Below are 20,655 nucleotides of genomic sequence, written 5' to 3'. Positions count from 1 at the left end.
AAGGCTTGCTTTGTTATATGGCGCCTTAAACAGGACTTGAACCTGTGACCTGCCGGTTAACAGCCGGATGCTCTACCAACTGAGCTATTAAGGCACATGGTGACGCGTACGGGATTCGAACCCGTGAGTGCATGCGTGAAAGGCATGTGAGTTAACCGTTTCTCCAACGCGCCACAATCTATTTATCGCACTTCGCAAGTGCCATATTATAATATCATATAGAATATGATAACGCAATACTTTTTTCAACTTTTTTGAAAAATTCTTTTTATTAAATCAAGCAGAAACGGCCATGCCTCAAAGTGCCGATAACCGACATTCATAAAATACGAATATCGAATGAAAAGGAATAGAAGTTTCCCCTTGTTTTAGGTATAATTAAAAAGATGAAAAGGTGATAAAACAATATGAAAAAAATATTATTTTTAACAACAGGAGGAACCATTGCCTCTAGTGAAAGTGAAGAAGGTTTAGTACCTGCTTTAACAAGTGAAGAGTTAATTGGATATTTAGGGCATCATCAGCAATACGCAAAAATTTACTGTGAAGATTTATTGCGCCTAGATTCCAGTAATATGCAACCGGAAGAATGGTTGTTAATAGCAAAACGTATTTACGAAGTTGTACCAGAATATGATGGTATTGTATTGACGCATGGTACAGATACCATGGCATATACGGCAAGCGCTTTATCCTTTATGTTGGAAAATCTACCCATCCCGGTCATTGTGACAGGTTCACAATTGCCCTTACAACATCCCCTCAGTGATGGTGTTGACAATATTCGCTGTGCGTTTCATGCAGCTATGCAGGATGCTTTAACAGGGGTATATGTTTGTTTTAATCGTCAGCTGATTCTTGGCACCAGAGCGGTTAAAGTAAGAACAATGCATCTAAATGCATTTGAAAGTGTAAATGTTCCGCCAGTTGGTTTGGTTAGCGCTAGAGGTATGACGCTACAACAACCATTATTGATACATCCTCGTGGTAAATTTAGACTCAATGAAACATTATGTGAGCAAGTATTTTTGTTGAAACTAACTCCAGGAATCAATCCTGATATCTTCGATATGTTGTTACAGATGAATTATAAAGGCGTGGTCATTGAGGCTTTTGGTGCAGGTGGGATGCATTTTAAACGCCGCGATCTGATCCAAAAACTAGAAATGATGGTAGAAAAAGGCATCAGCGTAGTTGCATGCAGTCAATGCCTTTATGAAAATAGCGATTTCTCCATCTATCAAACGGGACAGAAAGTATTACAAAAAGGTGTGATACAAGGCTTAGATATGACAAGTGAAGCAGCGCTCACAAAATTAATGTGGGCATTGGGAAAGAGTCAAGATCCAAAAGTGGTGAAAGCCTTATTTGAAACCAATTTGGTAAACGAAATCACGTTATAATCAAAAAGCGATATAATATGGTAATTTTCTTATTTTAATGATACTGTAAAAAGCATAGTTGAATGAAGGATAATCATGCTAAAGGCTTTTTAATCATCTAAGATGGAAAAAGCGTATTATTTATCGCTTTTTTTATGCTGTACTTGTTTCATATAAGGATGAAAATGCCTAATAGGATACATCATACTTCAGATGTATCGTTTCTTAACCTCACCTTAATACGCTTTCGCAAATCCTAACAGCACATTGATGACTTTTTCGTTAAGATAAAGGTGTAAAAAGGAAGGCGATCATGATGCTAGAAATTATCGGTAGTGTAATAGGTGTGTGCGTAGCCGCATCTTTGATTTCTATCATATATAGTATAATGAAATCTGTCATCGATACCAAACCATCGCACATGAAATAAGAGGAATATGCTGCAGATAAAGAGTTTTTTGAATATTCCCCTTCTGCTTATGATTCAACAAAACGATATCCTACACCGACTTCCGTGATGATGTAGCGAGGATGGGCACTGTCCTTTTCGATTTTCCTACGAATATTTGCCATAAAGACTCGCAAGGATTGGGAATCCTCAGTTGTGCTATATCCCCAAATCTTACGAATAATAAAGCTATGTGTTAAAACTTTACCGGCATTTTCAACTAATAATACGAGTAATTTATATTCAATAGGCGTCATATGAATTTCTTTATCCTCAACATATACTTTATATTTCTCAAAATCAATTTTCAATGTATCCATCGTAAATACTTTTGTTTTGATAACATCACTTGTTTTCTTGCGTAAAGCTACTCGCACACGTGCTAATAACTCATTTATATGAAATGGTTTTGTGATATAATCATCCGCTCCATGATCCAAAGCTTCCACTTTTTCCTGTTCCTGTCCACGCGCAGATACGACTAAAATAGCAACCTCACTCTGTGCGCGTATCTGAGAAAGTACCTCCATTCCATCAATATCAGGAAGTCCTAGGTCCAATAAGATCAAATCAGGGTTATCTGTCATATATAAGGAAATGCCTTCAATACCTGTTTCAGCGCTGATAACTTTATAATCCTTTGTTTCTAATGAGATACGTAAAAATCGTTGAATACTTTTATCATCTTCTATCAATAATATTTTTTCCTTCATGGAAAATCCTCCTTACAAGTAAAAACCAAATATTGCACCATGTCCATCTGCTCTATTATGAGCGTAAATGGTTCCTCCATGTGCTTCGATAATCGCTTTGGAAATGGATAAGCCTAGACCAACACCGCGTTTTGCGTCTGAACGTTCACTTTTCGTAGTTACAAAACTGTCAAAAAGTGTATCGATCATGTTATCAGGGATGCCATTGCCATCATCACTCACTTCAAAACAGGCTTTTCCTTTCTTTTGTGTAAATGAAATATCAATATGGGAAGTTGGTTGAGTATGTTTGATCGCATTATCAATAAAATTAACCAGCACTTGTATAATGAGCTGTCCGTCCATATTTACTAATTGTATTGTTTCAGGAAGATGAGCAGAAATGGTATGACTTCCTTTACGTGATTCACAGCGTTGTAAAGCTTCGCAAATAATATCATCTACAACTTCACAACGCTTGCTCAATAACAAACGACCATCTTGGATACGCGTCATATTTAACAGGTTTTCTACTAATTGAGTTAGCCACTGAGCATCGCTACTGATGCTTTTCATCAGCTTTTTTTTCATTTCAGAGTCAAAAACATCATCATTTTCTAACAATACGGCACTCGAACCAGCGATATTCGTTAACGGTGTACGCAAATCGTGTGATAATGAACGTAGTAAATTATTGCGTAGTTTCTCTTTTTCAATAGCAATGCGGCTTTGTTCCTGCTGTGCATATAATTGTTCACGTTCTAAAGCCATAACCATTTGTGCAATTAGCGTATGAATGAATAATTCATTTTCTTTAGTAAGCTCTGGGGTATGAGAAATCGCATATACACCAAGTATTTCTTCACCATGGCATAGTGGATGATAGCTCCATTGTTCACTGCCATTTATGGCAGTAGCATGTCCGCAAGCTTTTTGATGTTTATAGCACCATGTGGCAAGCTCATCAACAACATGTAATGCCAGAGGCATAGCATCATCCTGATAACGTTGCAGCTGTTTACTTTTTTCATCATAATAGTATAAGACACTTATGATATTTTGATATTCATAAAGAGCATGTATAGTATGCATGAAAATTGTTTGGATTCCGGAAAGATTTAAAAAGGATTTGGATATTTCATAAAAAGCCAATGTCTGTTGCTCATTATAGTGAGCAATCGCCGCATGCTTTTGCAATTTTCCCATTAAAATATTCGTGATGATGGAAACAATGAGGAAGATGATGATGGTGATAATATAATTCGGATCATGGATATGCAGGGAATATAACGGCTGGGTAAAGCAATAATTAAAGGTGATGATGCTGATGAAGCTAGAAGCGATGCCCCATACCAGCTGCTTTGTTTCGATGACGATAAAAAGGACACCCAGCAAATAAATCATGATGATATTTTCAGTACGGATATGCAGTTCGACAAAGAATAAAGAAACAAGTGTGCATATAAAAATGATTGCTGTGGTGATAAAGAAATGACGCAAAAGCGTTGTGATATTTTTATTTTTCATTTTCATGACCTCATTATAACAGATTTCTAAGCTTTTTTCAGTGTATGCAGATAGTGATGTCCATCTTTACGCAGTCGTAAAAGGGCCATGATGACAACATAAATCTCTAATCTTCCCACAAACATCCCAAAGGTTCCAATCCATAAGATGGCATCAGCAGCATGATAATTCATGATGCCGGTGGATAAGCCGACCGTACTAAGGGCACTGGAAAATTCAAACATGGCGTCTTGTAAAGAAAAGCCAAAAAGGCTCAACAGCAAACTTCCTAAGAGAAAAATAACCAGATACATAAAGATATAGGTAGAACAGGATAAGATTTCTGCGGATTCAATTTTTTCTTTACGTTCAACCTTATAAATCTTATGGGTGTAAAGCATTTTTTGGGAATGAAACAGCGAGCGAAGATGCCATATGACATGTTTTACCATGACATAAACACGATATTGCTTGATACCTCCCGCCGTAGAACCGATACCTCCACCAATCAGCTGTAAGATGATCATAATAAGCATGAAAGAGGCAGGCAATCCCTGAAAGGAAGACATGGTTTGAAAGCCGGTTGTTGTCAAAGCAGAGATGACTTGAAAGGCTGCCAAACGGAAGCTATCTCCAAATCGATATTGTAAGTTATTAACCAAAAGGAAAGCAATAATTGGAATAGCAAAGGCAATGAGAATAAATTGAAAGCGAATCTCACAGTAATAAAAGAAATTACGAAATTTTCCTCGTAATAGAAATAAATGGGCAAGAAAATTAATGTTTCCTAAAATCATTAAGACCATCGTAATAATCTCAATCGAAATGCTGTGATAATGTGCAATACTATCGGCTTGATTCGAGAAACCACCGGTAGATAAAGCACCAATGGAATGGATGATGGCATCAAAGATTGGCATGCCGCAGATAACGTATAATACCACACCGGCACTGATATAACAAAAATAGATGATGAGAATGATGCGAGCACTTTTTATGACATTCGGCAATAGACGATCACTATGACCTTCCGCATTATAAAGACGCATACCATATGTATCACTTAATACTGAAAGCATGATTACTACCAACCCTACACCACCAAAGAAAAGGATGGTACTGCGATGCATGAGAAATAAATGTGAGGTATGCGTTACATCGACAACGCTTAACCCGGTAGTGCTCCAGCCGCTGGTCGTTTCAAAGACCGCTCTGGTAAAATCATAATGACCGCTTAACATGAAAGGGAATGCGGTAATTACAATGGCAAGCAGCCAACAAGAAACAACAATGACAGCATCCTGATTGCGGGCTAATCTGCCTTTTTCCTTGCCACGAATCAGTTGATAGAAAAGAAAACCGACCAAGATAGCGATCATACCCGGTAACAGAAAATAGATTGCTTCTTTTCCATCTTGCGGATAAAAGAATAACGTAAGCAACGGTAACAGGGTAATGCCACCAATCAACATGCATAGCATACCTAAATAACCTAGAATTAAACGATAGCCTTGGATAGGCTGTGGTTGTATCGTAGTAATATTCATAAAGAAACTCCTTGAGAAAAGATGGATAATACGCTGTCTTGCGTTTGGGAATCACTTAGGATAAGCAGCTTATCCTGTTCTAATAATTCGGTATCTCCATTGGGCACGATCATCTGTAGTTTACGTAAGATGCAGCAGATGATGGCATTGGCTGGCATATTGTGTAGATCTTTGATCTTATGATGAATAACCTTACAGTCTTTTGTTAGCAACAATTCACTCATGACGATATTTTCATGTGCTAGCGTAAGCGAATTCACAAGATTTTCAATCGTACTCGCTTGTTCGATGATTTTCGATATCGTATAGGTAGCAGATATCGTGGTATTGACACCAAGTGATCGAAATACCTTTACATTTTTCGGATTGGCAATGGTTGCCACAACTTTTTTCACATGGAAACTTTTTTTGGCATATTGACAGATGGTCAAATTGTCTGCATCACTGGGACGAAGCGCAATTAAAATATCAGCATCCTCAATATCTGCTTCCTCTAAGATATAACGTTTACAAGGATTACCGGTGATGATGGGAATGTTATATTTCTCAGATAAATAAGCACAATAGCTTTCTTCATCATTGATGACGATGACTTCATTTTGCTTTTCTAAAAGTGAACCAATCAGGAAGTCTGCTTTATTGCGACCTCCGGCTACTACGATTTTCATTTATGCATACATCTCCTTTAATTGAATATGACTGATTCTGATAAATTCCTGCATACTTAATTTTGCCGGATAAATTGCCTGAATATTTGTATCCTTTAACAATTCTTCCTTATCCGGATCATTTAAGCGAATATATACTTGTTGGATATGGAAGATCATGTTGGCAATTTGAGCAATCATACAGTTGACATTATCACTATCAGTAGCAACAACGACGATATCTGCATTAGCTATGCCACAGCTTCGCAGCATGTCAAGATCACTCGCATCGCCGATAACCTGAAAGCCGCTAAACGTTTCTCTTAAACGGCGAAATGCTTTTTCATCTTTATCAATCACGGTTACATCAAAGCCTTCTTGACTTAAACTGGAAGCCATACAAGAGCCTAAACGGCCACAGCCGGCAATCAGAATGGACGTGTATCCATGGTGTTTTATAAATTTCATATACAATACCTTCACTTTCTTTGCCATCATCTTAGCAGATGGGATATAAAGATGGCATGAAGTTCTTAAAAAGGATGTTAAGAAAACATAAAGATGCTATAAAGCGAGAAGGGCAAAGGAAAAAGCAGCTTTTATAGGAAAGAAACAGCTGTTGAAATTCAGGATGTAAGTGTTTATTATATATGGGATGATGCATCTTTCATAAAGGCTTCATTTAGTTTTAAAGTACAGATGTTTTAGCTATTTATATCAATTGACAATTTATTTTGACAATGTTAATATAGAGATGGTGATAAGATGAAAGATGAACAGGGATTTTTAGGTTTTCATTGTCCGCGATGGCAAGAGCTGCCGGATATGGATTTATATATGGATCAAGTTGTAACCCTTTTAAACTCCTCCTTGCAGCTGTTTACCCAGCCACATCAAGGGAAACCCATTACAAGTACGATGATCAATAACTATGTCAAACATGGCATTGTCAATGCACCAATAAAAAAGCGTTATATGAAACGCCATGTAGCTTATTTATTTGTTGTGTGTATCTTAAAGACAGTGTATTCCATGGAGGAAATCAGTAATCTGATCAGTGTACAGGTTGAAAAATATCCACAGGATCAAGCATACGATTATTTTTGTGCTGAATTAGAATGCTGTCTGACCTGTATTTTTTCGCATAAAAAGGTGCGGCATATTCCAAGTGATGATGAAGGAAGTGCTATCGTAGATTTGATTCGCAATACGATACAATCCATAGCGTATACGGCTTATGTCAGAGAAACGCTGCAGGAACGTTTACTAAAAGTGAATGAACATCCTGTCGATGATAAATAAAGTGTGATAACCAGAGCAATCTTTCTGTATAAGAGAGATGATGGGGAAACACTTTTTTTGTGTTTTCCATTGTGAATTCTTCATATACTGTACTAGCAAGAAGGGGGAATTACGATGAGCTATCTATTCCTGATATGTATAGGAGCAATTGTCATTCTATGCGCCTATGTACAGTATCTTTGGGCGAAGCAACGCAAACGTTATTTATTTTTATTGCCATTACTATTCATTCTTTTAACATTTATCTTTGGTTTTATTTCTTTATTATTTGCCTTCGTACTCATCTTTATTGCACAATTGGCAAGTAAGGAGCCTATTCGTCCATCACATAAACACGGTGGTTGTTGAGAGCAAGAATATAATGCTGTGATGCCATCCATACATGGTTTAAATAATCTCTGGTACGAATGGATAAGAAGTCATGGAAAAGCTGCACTTCATAACCGCAGCCTTTTTGTTTTGCACCTGTTTCAACATGTTGAAACGCCGGAACATCAATGAAAAAACAATGAGCATATGTTTTTTCACATAATGCTGCATCGTTATGCAAATGCCCACTGAAATAACAAATGTTGGGATACTTGTGTAAGATCATTTTTAACTCTTCTTTTTGTTTTTGACTGTCACTGTTTACGTAAAGGTCTGAAAGAGGATGATGACAAAAGAGTAAAATGGGTTTTGTTGGGTCATCCTGTTTTAGTTTTTGCCTTAACCATGTTAATTGATCTTGAAATAAGATGCCATGCTGCTTTGTGGCAAGCTGGGGATTTAAAACATAGATATGAATCCCATTCCAATGTTCATCATAATATACATGTTTATGATGGCGTAGAATCATAGAACGATATAAAGGATGAATATGAATACCGCGGTGTTGTATATTGTAAATATCATGATTACCCAAAGCAATCGCATATTGAAAAGGAAATTCCTGTAGCTGTGAAAGGACATTTTTCCACTGAAAAGCATAACCGTTATTTGTAAAATCACCGACGATGGCGACATGTTTCACATCACGCTGCCAAATATCTTCCAATGCCGTTTCTAAATGAAGGTTGCGCCATGGTAAAGTGATATGTAAATCTGCCAAAACATCAAACGTCAGTAAACTAGATTCATTTTGTATACGGTTTTGATACAAAACTTGTGCTTGCTTCATAAGACATCCTCCTTTTTTCCTAGTGTGGTTGTATTCAAGAGGATTATGAATGATTTATAAAATTAGATGGTGAAATGAACGCTACAAGTAGGAATTAATTTATTTGTGAACTTGTAGGTAAATTGGTAAGATTATAAAACAAAAAAATATTGTATATATATGATAATACTTTATGCTAAAATAGAAAACGAAAGAGAAAGGTGATCACTTTATGGATTATGCAAAAGAATCTTTACGCCTGCATGCACAATGGCAGGGAAAGCTAGATATTCAGCCGAAAATGCAAATAACAAATCGTGATGATTTGTCACTGACCTATACGCCCGGTGTTGCAGCACCTTGTTTGGAAATTCAAAAGGATCCACAGAAAAGCTATACCTTAACCGGTAGAGGGAATACAGTAGCAGTTATTACCGATGGAACTGCTGTGCTTGGCTTAGGTGATATTGGTCCGGAAGCCGGTATGCCGGTCATGGAAGGTAAGTGTGTCTTGTTTAAAGAATTTGGCGGAGTAAATGCGATACCATTGTGTATCCGCAGTAAAGATACTGAGGAAATTGTAAATACAATTGCTTTATTAGCAGGTAGCTTTGGCGGTATTAACCTAGAAGATATCGCTGCACCGCGTTGTTTTGAAATAGAGAAACGTTTAAAGGAAGTGTGTGATATTCCTGTCTTTCATGATGATCAGCATGGTACAGCCATTGTTGTAGCCAGCGCACTGTTAAATGCGTTAAAGGTCGTAAACAAGCCCATGGGCAGTGTACGTATCGTTATCAATGGCGCCGGTAGTGCCGGTTGTGCCATTGCGAAACTATTGTTAGATATGCACTTTGGTGAAGTGTTATTGGTAGATAAAGCAGGTATTTTAAACATCCACAGTGCATTAACTAGCGGCCAACAGAGAATCTTGGCTATCACCAAGTGTGAGCGACAGGGAACACTAGCAGATGCTATGAAAGATGCCGATGTTTTTATTGGGGTAAGTGCCCCACATATTGTTTCCCAGGAAATGGTACGTTCTATGAAAGCAGGTGCTGTTGTTTTCCCTATGGCGAATCCAATTCCTGAAATCATGCCTGATGAAGCTTTGGCAGCCGGGGCAGCTGTGGTAGGTACCGGTCGCAGTGATTTTCCAAATCAGATCAACAATGTATTGGCATTCCCAGGAATCTTTAAAGGAGCTTTAGCTGTACAGGCGAGTGATATTAATGAAGAGATGAAGATAGCTGCTGCTTATGGCATAGCCTCCCTGATTCAGGAAGAAGAATTAAATAAGGAGTATATCATTCCTAGTGCCTTGGATAAACGTGTGGCTGATGCTGTAGCCGAAGCAGTAATGCAGGCAGCTCGCGAAAGTGGAGTAGCCCGTAAATAAAATATAGGTGACACAAATAAGCATAAAATGCTATTTATAGAATATGGATGCTGATGCATAAGAAAACCGATTTGCCAGACACAGTTTATGTAACTGTGATAAGCAAACCGGTTTTTTGATAATGCAGCGTTATCATGGTATTGCAGTTTCAAATGAGTGCTAAAGTGCTAATAGCTATTGTATATGAGGATAACGCAAATCAGTCATGCCTCGAACATTAGCATTTTTTCTAGAATAGCTATTGCATATGAGGATAACGCAAAGACAATTAGATAAACTGCATACAAATGATGATAAAGGATAAAAGGCCAATGATAAAAACTGTGTTATACTTATAAATAATATGTTTTTTAAGAAGGGAATCGGTGATATAGAAAATGAAACGAAACATCTTAGATGCGCATATGCATTTGCCTTATGATTGTAAGTCTTTTGCGGATAAAAGAAGTACTCTATTAAAAGAAATGCAAACCAATCAGATTACGAAAGGTATCGTTATCAGCGATTCTTCTTTAGAAAGCACGATAGGCTCCTTACAGGAATGTGTAGAATTGTTTGCCCATGATGAACATATTGCGATTGTTGGAGGCATTAGTCCTTTCTTTACCTATGAAAAACAACTAAGACTCTTAGAAAAATATTTACAGGAGAAACGTGTCGTTGGCATAAAATTATTTTGCGGACATGAGCAGTTTTATCTGTATGATGAACGATTATTACCGGTTTATGATTTAGCAAGAACTTATCAAGTACCTATCCTTTATCACAGTGAAGGACATACCTCACCTTACGCTTGCTTAGCCAGTACACAAATGGCAGTAAAACAGCATCCTGACATCACCTTTGTTTGCTGTCATTGCCATTATCCGGATGTAGCGGATTGTTTTGCGGCTTATGAAGATACAACAAATATGATCTTTGATATGTCTAGCTTAGCTGATCAATGGATCTACTTGCCAAGCATGAAGAAAGAAATAGAAAAATTTTTATACAAGCATCCTAATCGTATCATGTTTGGTTCTGATTATGCAGGATGCAATCAATTGGATCATTTACAATTTGCGTTATCTCTTGCTATGGATGAACAAACCAAAAACAAGCTGTTGTATGAAACAGCTTGTAAGGTATATAAAATATAAGAATGTAGGATTGCATGCTAGATGCAAAGTCAGCTACTTCACCATCTTTTTAGCGTCTACGTAACGATCAAACTGCTCTTCATCAAGATAGCCTAAATGCAGGCAGGCTGCTTTTAAGGTCAAATCGTTTTCATAAGCATAACGGGCTGTTTTGGCAGCTTTCTCATAGCCGATATAAGGATTTAAGGCAGTTACGAGCATCAAAGATTGTTGTAGGTACGCTTCCATCTTTTCCTGATTTGGCTGTAAACCTGCTACACAATGAATACGGAAGGAACGTAAAGCATCACACAGCAGTGTACAAGATTGCAAGAAATTATAGATGATGACCGGCATAAAAACATTCAACTCAAAATTGCCTTGACTTGCCGCAAAGCCAATCGTCGCATCATTGCCCATGACCTGAACAGCACACATGGTCATCGCTTCACATTGGGTAGGATTTACTTTTCCCGGCATAATGCTGGAGCCCGGCTCATTTTCAGGAATGCGGATTTCACCCAAGCCACAGCGCGGTCCACTTGCCAACCAACGGATATCGTTGGCTATTTTCATACAATTAGCAGCCAATGCTTTGATAGCACCATGAGCAAAAACTAAGTCATCTTTTGCCGTTAGGGCATGAAATTTATTGGGATCGGCAATAAACGACATTGCCAGCTGCTGTGAAAGCTGGGCACTGACATCTTCATCGAAATGTTCAGGAGCGTTTAGTCCTGTACCTACCGCTGTACCTCCGATGGCAAGCTTACCTAAGGAGTCAATTGCTTTTTGCAACATATCCACATTGTTTTCCAGCATTCCACGCCATCCACTGATTTCATCACTGAAACGTAAAGGGGTAGCATCCTGCAAATGGGTGCGTCCTATTTTTATAATATCATGATACTCTTTTTCTAGTTGTTTCATACAAAGGATCATTTCGTTGATTTCTGGAAGCACCTCTTTTTGTAATACGGTTACTGCCGCAATATGCATGGCACTGGGGAAGGTGTCATTAGAACTTTGTGATTGATTTACATCATCATTGGGATGCAGTAGTTTTTTACCAGCTAAATGATTCCCACGATTTGCAATTACTTCATTCACATTCATATTGCTCTGGGTGCCGCTGCCGGTTTGCCAAACGGATAAAGGAAAGTGTTCATCCAGTTTACCGGTTAGGATCTCATCACAGACACGTAAGATCATTTCGGCTTTCTCTTCATTTAAAGTGCCATTTTTTAAATTAACTTTTGCGGCTGCCATTTTTAAATGGGCAAATGCAGAGATTACGGCAAATGGCATTTTTTCATCGCTGATCTTGAAATTCTGATAACTGCGCTGGGTCTGCGCACCCCAATAGCGATCAGCAGGTACCTCTATTTCACCCATGGAGTCATGTTCTACTCGTGTATTCATAAGGATCTTCCTTTCTTTTTGCGTTCTCATTTTAACAGATGTCAGATAAAAAGAAAAGATACCACATACGGTATCTACATTAATGAGAAGGAAAAGAAATAAACTAACACGCTGCATAAGATAACAACAATGCCGCCGATGCTGCAGCCCACAATACCGGTAACTAAACCGGCAACGGCTCTGCCGCTATGTAAGGAGCGATTGCTTAATACAATGGCGATAATACCACAAATGACGGCGATGACCCCTGTTAAGATCCCTGCTACCATCCAAAAAAAGGGAAGGATCATTGCTATGACACTGATGGAGGTTGCTACAATACCCACACTCATTGATGCGATGGCTTTTCCTTTTGGTTGCATAGATAAAACCTCCTTTTATACGGTATATTTTAAGATTGACAGGAAGATAAGTCAAGATTTACTTTCAACTAACGATTTTGTAAGACTATTGTAAGCATATTCGATGGTCTTTTTATCGTTCCTTCTTTATACTGATAGCAAGAAAGGAACGTGATAATATGAAAAAACTAAGTGCTGTATTAGGGGTGGGGATTGTTACGTGGCTATTATTTCACAAACACCAAAAAAGACTTTAAGCCTATACAATTATGAAAAAAGCCGTAATCGGCTTTTTATCATTTACTCAGCAATTTGGTAATCATCATCTAATACTTTGATCTGGCTGTCACCAACAATAAAGTAATGTGGATAATGATACAATAAATTCTTATTTACAAAAGAGATACTGCCTAGCAATACATCTACTTCTTCAATAGAAGTGCGGCGCATTAAATCAGTGATATAGTTAAAGTCTGTCTTCATCGTTTTATAATGTTCATCCGCAAAGCTATAAATATCTTTCTCAGGAATGAAGTGGGTAGCACGGCTTAATGGTTTTACGATATTGCGTGCATACGCTGGAGCACTTATTTCATAACCATTCATGCTTAATGGTGTTCCATATTCTACAATAGCCTTAATGATACGCGCATTATCCACAACTTTACCAAAAGAATCGTCTTTTACATTAATGACAAATTTACGTCCTTCCGCAAATTGACGGATATGATATTCGTTTTGGAAAAACAGATACATGTGATGATTTAAAACGGTTGCCATCTCTTCCTTTACAGGTTCATAACCTACCCATCCGCCAAAATCATTCACATCAGCGATCTCAATTCCATACATAACTTGTTTCATAAGAGTTCCTCCTGTTTTATTCTCTATACCATTATACCTCTTTTATGTTCTTTTTTTCACTAATTCATAAATTTTTTCAAACTATCAATATCAATTGTAAAAAATATCAGAAATTATAGTATAATAATAAAAAGGGATATACCGTAAGTGGTGTACTTAAGGGGTAATGATATGGAAAAGAAACAACGCTATTGTCCAAGCTGCGGAGCAAAGACAAATGATGCGGTTTGTGAGATCTGCGGCAGACACACAAAGCCAATCAGTGAACGTTATCATGAAAAGAACCTTTATATCGTAGAGGATGATATAGCATCAAATGAAGAACGTCAATATAGAAATGAGCAGAAGGAAAAAGAAAAAAAGACAATTGAAAATGCGGCTTCCTATGAGCGGCAAGCACAGCATCCAAACTATGAGTATAAAGAATTTAAACATCCAGAATTTGAAAAGCCGAAATTTGAACACCCCAGAATGAAGTTTGAAAGGGGAAAACGGCAGCGCCAAGCTCATATTTATAAAGAAGATAAGCGCCAAGGGCCATCAACTATATTGAAAAATGCTATGGGGATCATCATTTTCGTCCTATTGCTTATTGCTTTCATTGCTTATAACGTCTTTGCATCATCGTCGCATGAGTTTGAAGATTATAATAATGACAGTGCCTATACAGAATTAAGCAATGATGCATTGGTGAACGATCATCCGGTTACGAAAATTGATTGTAGCGTTGAAAAAGGTAAGGTCATCCTTACGAATCCAAGCGATTATGTCATCAACGGTTTTTTGAATGATAAGGCGATAACTCATGTGATTGTGTTTCCGCAACAACAATTGGGCATGGAACTGCAGGATGTAGCGGGGGCATGTCCTTTTGATGGAACAGAGGAAAGCAGTCTGCTAATTGATAAACCGGAAATATCCTATCGATACGAAACACGAATTACGAAAGATAATGTTCGTACGAGTAAACTGTATGTGCATGATGCTTTAAGTGATGACAAACTAGAAAGTATTTGCCATTATTTATTGAGTTATGGTATATATCAACAGTTATCTGATGAAGAAAGAATTTCGTTTTATGTTGAAAAAGAGCCTAAAAAGCTGTTAAAGAATGTCAAAATGAATTATTCCGATGAAACATTCACGTATGTGAGTGAGGATAACGGGGCCATCACAGTTTCATCATAATCGTAAATATCGAGGGAAAGGACTTCCTAAATCATAAAGTTAGTGGTAATATAATATAGAAAAAAAGGAGTATATGTTATGAAAAATGCAATTCGTTTGAGTGAAGAAATCTCTAAAAATGTGACGACTCGAAAATTTGTGACGACGAAGATTGAATATTTCTGTGAATCAGAAGATGATACGAAAACATTGACGGATAATATTACGCGTGTTCTTACCAAAAATTTAGGAGATACCAATCTGGCTAAAATCACTTATGAATATTATCCAAGTGAGAAGAAAGTCGAAGTTGAAATTATTGAACATATGTAAAAAAATGGAGTGTATTTTTTAAGAAATACATTCCATCTTTTATTTTGTGTTTTTAGCGTGCTAGGGCTTCTTCAATTTCAACGACATACATCGTATGGTAGTCTTTTAATGGATAGTTTTTCTCAATTAAGGAGCTATCCAAGAAGCACGCTTCGCTTAATTCTTGTGCATACAGCTTACGGCATACCAGTACCGTATTCGCTTCTTCAAAGTAAGGAACATCATGATGATGAGCAATATGGAAACCGGCTTTTGTGATCTTATCTTCATCTTTTCCCGAAACAGTACCGCAATAACTTAATTGCTTACGATATTCTTCATCATAAAAGGATAATGTCAATCGCTCACTTCCATCGATAAATTCCTTCGTATAGCGTTGCGGACGGATAAAGATATAAGCGACTTTTTTGTTCCATAAAATTCCCATACCACCCCAGGAAGCGGTCATGGTGTTGACACGTCCATCCTTTTTTGCTGTTACCAGCATCCACTCTTTGCCAATCATGGTAAAGACATCTCCATGCAGTTTTTCTGGCTCTATGATTTGTAAAGCGTTCATAATAAACACTCCTTTCTGTTATGATGCTATTATAGTTTATGCAGAAAGCATTTGGCAAGTAGCATGAAAATATGAATTTATTGTGTATTTTTAAAACTTAAGATAAGATATAGAAAAGCGGAGGTAGTTACTCATGAAAATTACGTATTTACATCACAGTGCCTTTCTTATTGAATTAAAACATCATCTGCTATTGTTTGATTGGGTCAATACGCCACTTTGTGAACTACCGAAAGATAAGCCACTATATGTCTTTGTCTCTCATCATCATGAAGATCATTTCCATGAAGCGATTTTCACATTAGCCAAAATTCATCCAGATGTACATTATCTGATCAGTGATAATGTTCCTTGTAAGGATCGTAAGGACGTTTTGGTATGCGCTTGTGACCAGATATATGAAGTGGATGATTTGCAAGTAAAAACGATTGCATCCACAGATGAAGGTGTTGCTTTCCTTGTGATGTGTGAACAAAATATCATCTATCATGCTGGAGATTTAAATTGGTGGGATTGGGGTGAGGAAGACAGTGAAGAAGAGGCTCAACAAATGGAAACAGCATATCGTAAAGCAATGAAAAAACTTAGTCGTTACCAGATGGATGTGGCATTTTTACCAGTTGATCCACGTCTTATTAAAGGGTTTTATAAAGGTGTCAGCTGTTTTATGCAGTATAGTGATGCAAAGCATATCATCCCGATGCATATGTGGGATCAATATGATATAGTAGAGAAATTATGTAAAAGAGATGAAGTAAAAGCATATGCAAAGCGTATCCAAAAGATTAGAAAAGATATGGAAACGTTTACAATATAACGGAATCCGGTAGCCATTTTTATGAAAATATGATATATTTGAAAGTACGAAGAGGAAAGATAAAGGGTGATAAAGATGATGGATGAAAAGCAAATAGTAAAACATGCGCTAGATGATTATCAGAGAATTACCGGACTGCGCTCTTATATCGTTGAGGATAATACGGTGATTCAGAGTGCATCAGAGAAAAATTATTTTTGTAAATGTCTTAAGATTTCAAGCAAGGCATTGGAAAAGTGTGAAGAATGTACTAAGGAAACGTATGAAAATGCACGCCAGATTGATAAAGAATGTATTTATTCTTGTCATGCTGGTTTGATCAAATGGGCGGTTCCTGTTAATTATAAGGAGTATCATTGTGTGATTGTATCGGAAGGCATCTTAGCACAAAAACAAAAAGAAGAGGCGGATCGCTGGGCAAATTATCTCAGCAGTGAATATAAACTTGATGAAGGTATGTTGTTGCATAATTTTAAGGTTATTAAAACAATGGATGAGTCAGAAATGAATGCCTCTATTCAATTATTAAAGGATCTTTTGAACTATCATTTCACATTTGCAAAAGAAATGTAAGATAAATAAGTATATAACCGTAACAGTATAGAAAATGCCGTATCATTTCTATTGATGTTACGGTTTTTACTTGGAAACAGATATGAAAAATCATAACATACACATATTTGGTAAGAAAAAGGAAGGTTTTGGGCGTTTTAATGTTATCTTTAGCTTACTTACGCTATACTATATGTAATAAAGTGAGGTGTTATGATGGAAATTACAAATCCATATCTGTTAGCGGCACTGGGAACTGGTTTTACCTTTCTTATGACAACTTTGGGTGCGGCAATGGTTTTTTTCTTTCGTAAAGATATAAAAGCAAATGTACAATCAATTTTTCTTGGGTTTGCGGCAGGTGTCATGATAGCCGCAAGTGTTTGGAGCTTATTAATCCCTGCTATGGAACAAGCAGAAGAATTAGGGATGATTCCTTGGCTTCCGGCAGCTGGAGGTTTTATCCTAGGTGGTATTTTTCTGTTTGGCTTAGATCATGCTTTACCTCATCTGCATCCAGGCAGTGAGAAACCGGAAGGTCCAACATCTTCACTAAAGCGAACAACCTTGCTGGTATTTGCCGTAACATTGCACAATATACCAGAGGGCATGGCAGTAGGATTAGCATTTGCCATGTCTTTACAAACTGGGGCATCGGTAACATTAGCGGCAGCCATTTCCTTAGCTCTTGGCATAGGCCTGCAAAACTTTCCGGAAGGCGCGGCTATTTCGCTTCCCTTAAAGAAAGAAGGATGTTCAAATGGCAAAGCATTCCTATATGGTTCCTTAAGCGGTATCGTAGAGCCCATAGCAGGAATTGCGACCGTTGCCATTGTGCAGGGTGCGACATTGGTCATGCCATGGCTGTTATCATTTGCGGCAGGTGCCATGTTGTATGTCGTAGTAGAGGAACTAATACCACAGGCGCATTTAGGAGAACATACCCATGCGGGAACAGCTGGCGTGATGTTTGGTTTCCTTTTGATGATGGTCATGGATGTAGCTTTAGGTTAGAAATAAATAGGGTGAAAAAAGTACAGAATGAAAAAATCTGTACTTTTTTCATTTCTCAGCCAAAAATAGATAAATTTGTGTTAAAATAAGAATAATGATAACACTTACATATGCGAAGGGAGAAGAGCTATGATAAAGAAACTGCAGGATCTGCAACAACATATCCAACAGGAAAAACGTAAATATAACCATTTAAGCGCAACCAGAATGTATGAGCTGATTCAAGCTTATGTAAAAGCGCAGATGCAATCGGCACCAATACACCAAAGTGAGCGTAAGCTCTACTATATTTCAGCAGAATTTCTGTTAGGAAAGATGCTTACAAGCAATTTAGTTAATTTAGGTTTATTAGATGAAATGCAAGAATTGGTGCAGAAAGAAGGATTTGCATGGTCGCAGATTCAAGATGAGGAAATGGAACCATCCTTAGGGAACGGAGGTTTAGGCCGATTGGCTGCTTGTTTCCTTGACTCAATTGCATCCTTACAGCGCAATGGAGACGGTATCGGCTTATATTATCATTTTGGATTATTTGAACAGAAATTTGAAAACAATAAACAAGTAGAATTACCAAATCGCTGGATCGGTAAAACTTCCTGGTTTACGAAAAAAGAAGTCAATTATCGCGTTCCCTATAAAAACGGCTGGCTGAAACCAATCTTATATGATATGGAAGTCATCGGTGAGCATGGTACTCGCAACACCTTGCATCTATTTGATGTAGAAAGTGTTGATGAATCAATTGTTCACGATGGTATCCAATTTGATAAAACAGCCATTGAAAAAAATCTAACGTTATTCTTATATCCGGATGACAGTGATGAAGCAGGCCGAAAGTTACGGATTTATCAACAATACTTTATGGTATCCTGTGCTGCCCAGATGATTTTAGAAGAAGCTTTACAACACCAATGGGATCTGCGCCATCTGCATGAACATGTCATCATTCAAATCAATGATACCCATCCGACAATGGTAATCTTAGAACTTATTCGTCTTTTGCAAAAGAGAGGTCTATTGCTTGCTGAAGCTATTGAAGTCGTCTCCGGTATGTGTGCATATACAAATCACACGATCTTAGCCGAAGCATTAGAAACCTGGCCTTATGCTTACTTGCAAGACGTTGTACCACAATTAATGAATATTATAGAAGCACTGGATGTGATGATGAAAGAACGCAGTAAAAAAGCAAGTACTGCTATTATAGATGCAAACCGCAATGTGCATATGGCCAATATTGACATTCATATCGGTAAAAGTGTCAATGGTGTTGCGGCCATTCATACTGATATATTAAAACAAAGCGAATTGAAAGATTTCTATGCCTTATATCCTACGAAATTTAACAATAAGACGAATGGTATTACCTTTCGACGCTGGCTAAGTGGATGTAATACGCAACTACATCATTATTTATGTGATTTGTTGAAAAAAGATCCATCTTCCCATCCTGAAATATTAAAAGAATTGGTAAAGTATGCGCATGATGAAACCGTAATTGCAGATATTATGGCAATTAAACAGGAAAAGAAAATGGAATGGATTGCGCATATGAAAAAGAAACAGCAAATAACCTTAAACCCTTATGCTGTTTTTGATACACAGGTCAAACGTTTGCATGAATATAAGCGTCAGCAAATGAATGCGTTATATATTATTCATAAGCTTTTGCAAATTCGTGACAACGAACTGCCGCCACGTCCGATCAACATAATTTTCGGAGCGAAAGCAGCCTGCGCCTATACAATTGCCAAGGACATCATACATGCTTTATTATGTTTGCAAGAACTTATCGCAAAGGATGAAAAGGTATCTCCATATCTGCAATTGTGTTTTATTGAAAACTATAATGTCAGTGAAGCTGAATTCATCATCCCAGCCAGTGATATTTCTGAACAGATTTCACTTGCATCGAAAGAAGCCAGTGGTACCGGTAATATGAAATTCATGTTAAATGGCGCTGTGACATTGGGCACAAATGATGGTGCGAATGTGGAAATAGCGGCCTTGGTAGGTCAAGAGAATATCTATACCTTTGGCAAAGATAGCGATACTGTAATCGCTCATTATGCAAACCAAGATTATGTGGCAAAGGATATTTATGAAGGAAGTGAACATGTAAAAACGTTGGTTGACTTCCTTATCAGTGATGAAATGCTACGTGTTGGAGATCCGGTCAGTCTAACACGGTTGCATCATGAATTAATTCATAAGGACTGGTTCATGACATTGTTAGATGTAGAAGAGTATATAGTATGTAAAGAAAAGATGTTGCAAGATTATGAAAAGCAAACGGACTGGGGCAGAAAAATGCTGATGAATATCGCTATGAGCGGTTTCTTCTCTAGTGATCGAACGATTCAAGAGTATGACAGGGATATCTGGAAATTGTCTTAGAGGAGGGGTC

The 20,655-nt window shown here is 37.5% G+C and carries 21 protein-coding genes and 2 tRNA genes; 11 read left to right on the top strand and 12 right to left on the bottom strand.

Annotated elements, in window-relative coordinates; translation table 11 throughout:
* Positions 1-18: 18 nt before the first annotated feature.
* Together EDD61_RS01950 and EDD61_RS01945 are read right to left on the bottom strand one after the other, a co-directional pair.
* Positions 19-94: transfer RNA gene (locus tag EDD61_RS01950), tRNA-Asn, on the bottom strand.
* A 3-nt stretch (positions 95-97) separates the two neighbouring features.
* A tRNA-Glu gene (locus EDD61_RS01945) sits at positions 98-173 on the bottom strand.
* A 234-nt stretch (positions 174-407) separates the two neighbouring features.
* Here EDD61_RS01945 and EDD61_RS01940 point away from each other — a divergent pair.
* Complete coding sequence (locus tag EDD61_RS01940; RefSeq protein ID WP_119983557.1) at positions 408-1,403, top strand: asparaginase; 996 nt, start codon at positions 408-410, stop codon at positions 1,401-1,403.
* Between the two features lie 456 nt (positions 1,404-1,859).
* On the opposite strand, the gene EDD61_RS01935 is transcribed toward EDD61_RS01940, so the two are convergent.
* Genes EDD61_RS01935 through EDD61_RS01915 form a run of 5 tightly spaced genes read right to left on the bottom strand, consistent with a single transcriptional unit; the run spans position 1,860 to position 6,690 of the window.
* A complete protein-coding gene (locus EDD61_RS01935) occupies positions 1,860-2,543 on the bottom strand; it encodes a response regulator (protein ID WP_008979454.1) in 684 nt (227 codons plus the stop codon).
* Positions 2,544-2,555: 12 nt separating this feature from the next.
* A complete protein-coding gene (locus EDD61_RS01930) occupies positions 2,556-4,049 on the bottom strand; it encodes an ATP-binding protein (protein ID WP_132223586.1) in 1,494 nt (497 codons plus the stop codon).
* Positions 4,050-4,075: 26 nt separating this feature from the next.
* The gene (locus EDD61_RS01925) at positions 4,076-5,575 is read right to left on the bottom strand and encodes a TrkH family potassium uptake protein (RefSeq protein WP_132223582.1); all 1,500 of its coding nucleotides are present in this window, start codon (positions 5,573-5,575) and stop codon (positions 4,076-4,078) included.
* Positions 5,572-6,243, bottom strand: a complete 672-nt coding sequence (locus tag EDD61_RS01920; RefSeq protein ID WP_132223579.1) for a potassium channel family protein — start codon at positions 6,241-6,243, stop codon at positions 5,572-5,574. The genes EDD61_RS01925 and EDD61_RS01920 overlap by 4 nt, the downstream gene beginning before the upstream one ends.
* Positions 6,244-6,690 (bottom strand): potassium channel family protein, encoded by a 447-nt coding sequence (locus tag EDD61_RS01915; protein WP_132223576.1) that lies wholly within the window; start codon positions 6,688-6,690, stop codon positions 6,244-6,246.
* Between the two features lie 297 nt (positions 6,691-6,987).
* Between EDD61_RS01915 and EDD61_RS01910 the strand changes: the two genes are divergently transcribed.
* Positions 6,988-7,524, top strand: a complete 537-nt coding sequence (locus EDD61_RS01910; protein WP_132223573.1) for a DUF1836 domain-containing protein — start codon at positions 6,988-6,990, stop codon at positions 7,522-7,524.
* Positions 7,525-7,638: 114 nt separating this feature from the next.
* Complete coding sequence (locus EDD61_RS01905; protein WP_008687450.1) at positions 7,639-7,872, top strand: hypothetical protein; 234 nt, start codon at positions 7,639-7,641, stop codon at positions 7,870-7,872.
* On the opposite strand, the gene EDD61_RS01900 is transcribed toward EDD61_RS01905, so the two are convergent.
* Positions 7,838-8,683 (bottom strand): metallophosphoesterase family protein, encoded by an 846-nt coding sequence (locus tag EDD61_RS01900; RefSeq protein WP_119983552.1) that lies wholly within the window; start codon positions 8,681-8,683, stop codon positions 7,838-7,840. The genes EDD61_RS01905 and EDD61_RS01900 overlap by 35 nt on opposite strands.
* Positions 8,684-8,894: 211 nt before the next feature.
* Between EDD61_RS01900 and EDD61_RS01895 the strand changes: the two genes are divergently transcribed.
* Positions 8,895-10,061, top strand: a complete 1,167-nt coding sequence (locus tag EDD61_RS01895) for an NAD(P)-dependent malic enzyme (RefSeq protein ID WP_132223570.1) — start codon at positions 8,895-8,897, stop codon at positions 10,059-10,061.
* 377 nt (positions 10,062-10,438) lie between these two features.
* Positions 10,439-11,200: an amidohydrolase family protein gene (locus tag EDD61_RS01890; RefSeq protein ID WP_132223567.1), complete on the top strand. Its 762-nt coding sequence runs from the start codon at positions 10,439-10,441 to the stop codon at positions 11,198-11,200.
* Between the two features lie 33 nt (positions 11,201-11,233).
* On the opposite strand, the gene fumC is transcribed toward EDD61_RS01890, so the two are convergent.
* The 3 genes from fumC to EDD61_RS01875 all read right to left on the bottom strand — a co-directional run bounded on the left by fumC (position 11,234) and on the right by EDD61_RS01875 (position 13,806).
* Positions 11,234-12,601, bottom strand: coding sequence for a class II fumarate hydratase (gene fumC / locus EDD61_RS01885; protein ID WP_132223564.1), 1,368 nt, complete (start codon positions 12,599-12,601; stop codon positions 11,234-11,236).
* A 74-nt stretch (positions 12,602-12,675) separates the two neighbouring features.
* Positions 12,676-12,963, bottom strand: a complete 288-nt coding sequence (locus EDD61_RS01880; protein ID WP_132223561.1) for a hypothetical protein — start codon at positions 12,961-12,963, stop codon at positions 12,676-12,678.
* Positions 12,964-13,242: 279 nt separating this feature from the next.
* Positions 13,243-13,806, bottom strand: a complete 564-nt coding sequence (locus tag EDD61_RS01875; protein WP_008687457.1) for a hypothetical protein — start codon at positions 13,804-13,806, stop codon at positions 13,243-13,245.
* A gap of 171 nt (positions 13,807-13,977) precedes the next feature.
* Between EDD61_RS01875 and EDD61_RS01870 the strand changes: the two genes are divergently transcribed.
* Together EDD61_RS01870 and EDD61_RS01865 are read left to right on the top strand one after the other, a co-directional pair.
* Positions 13,978-14,994 carry a stress protein gene (locus EDD61_RS01870; RefSeq protein WP_132223558.1) on the top strand — a complete coding sequence of 339 codons (1,017 nt, stop codon included), beginning with the start codon at positions 13,978-13,980 and terminating at the stop codon, positions 14,992-14,994.
* A gap of 78 nt (positions 14,995-15,072) precedes the next feature.
* Positions 15,073-15,306 carry a hypothetical protein gene (locus tag EDD61_RS01865; protein WP_008687461.1) on the top strand — a complete coding sequence of 78 codons (234 nt, stop codon included), beginning with the start codon at positions 15,073-15,075 and terminating at the stop codon, positions 15,304-15,306.
* A 52-nt stretch (positions 15,307-15,358) separates the two neighbouring features.
* Here EDD61_RS01865 and EDD61_RS01860 read toward each other — a convergent pair whose 3' ends face one another.
* On the bottom strand, positions 15,359-15,865 hold the full coding sequence (locus EDD61_RS01860; protein ID WP_132223555.1) for a flavin reductase family protein: 507 nt from the start codon (positions 15,863-15,865) through the stop codon (positions 15,359-15,361).
* Positions 15,866-15,998: 133 nt separating this feature from the next.
* On the opposite strand from EDD61_RS01860, the gene EDD61_RS01855 reads away from it, so the two are divergent.
* The 4 genes from EDD61_RS01855 to glgP all read left to right on the top strand — a co-directional run bounded on the left by EDD61_RS01855 (position 15,999) and on the right by glgP (position 20,645).
* Positions 15,999-16,682, top strand: a complete 684-nt coding sequence (locus EDD61_RS01855; protein WP_132223552.1) for an MBL fold metallo-hydrolase — start codon at positions 15,999-16,001, stop codon at positions 16,680-16,682.
* A 75-nt stretch (positions 16,683-16,757) separates the two neighbouring features.
* Positions 16,758-17,255 carry a PocR ligand-binding domain-containing protein gene (locus tag EDD61_RS01850; RefSeq protein WP_132223549.1) on the top strand — a complete coding sequence of 166 codons (498 nt, stop codon included), beginning with the start codon at positions 16,758-16,760 and terminating at the stop codon, positions 17,253-17,255.
* Between the two features lie 192 nt (positions 17,256-17,447).
* Positions 17,448-18,248, top strand: a complete 801-nt coding sequence (locus EDD61_RS01845; RefSeq protein ID WP_008979438.1) for a ZIP family metal transporter — start codon at positions 17,448-17,450, stop codon at positions 18,246-18,248.
* A 129-nt stretch (positions 18,249-18,377) separates the two neighbouring features.
* Complete coding sequence (gene glgP, locus EDD61_RS01840) at positions 18,378-20,645, top strand: glycogen/starch/alpha-glucan family phosphorylase (RefSeq protein ID WP_117548257.1); 2,268 nt, start codon at positions 18,378-18,380, stop codon at positions 20,643-20,645.
* Positions 20,646-20,655: the final 10 nt, after the last annotated feature.

This window comes from Longicatena caecimuris (assembly GCF_004341945.1).
Taxonomy (GTDB): Bacteria; Bacillota_I; Bacilli_A; order Erysipelotrichales; family Erysipelotrichaceae; genus Longicatena; species Longicatena caecimuris.
The sequence above is the reverse complement of the archived record's forward strand: the minus strand, read 5'-3'. Positions and strand labels throughout refer to the sequence as shown.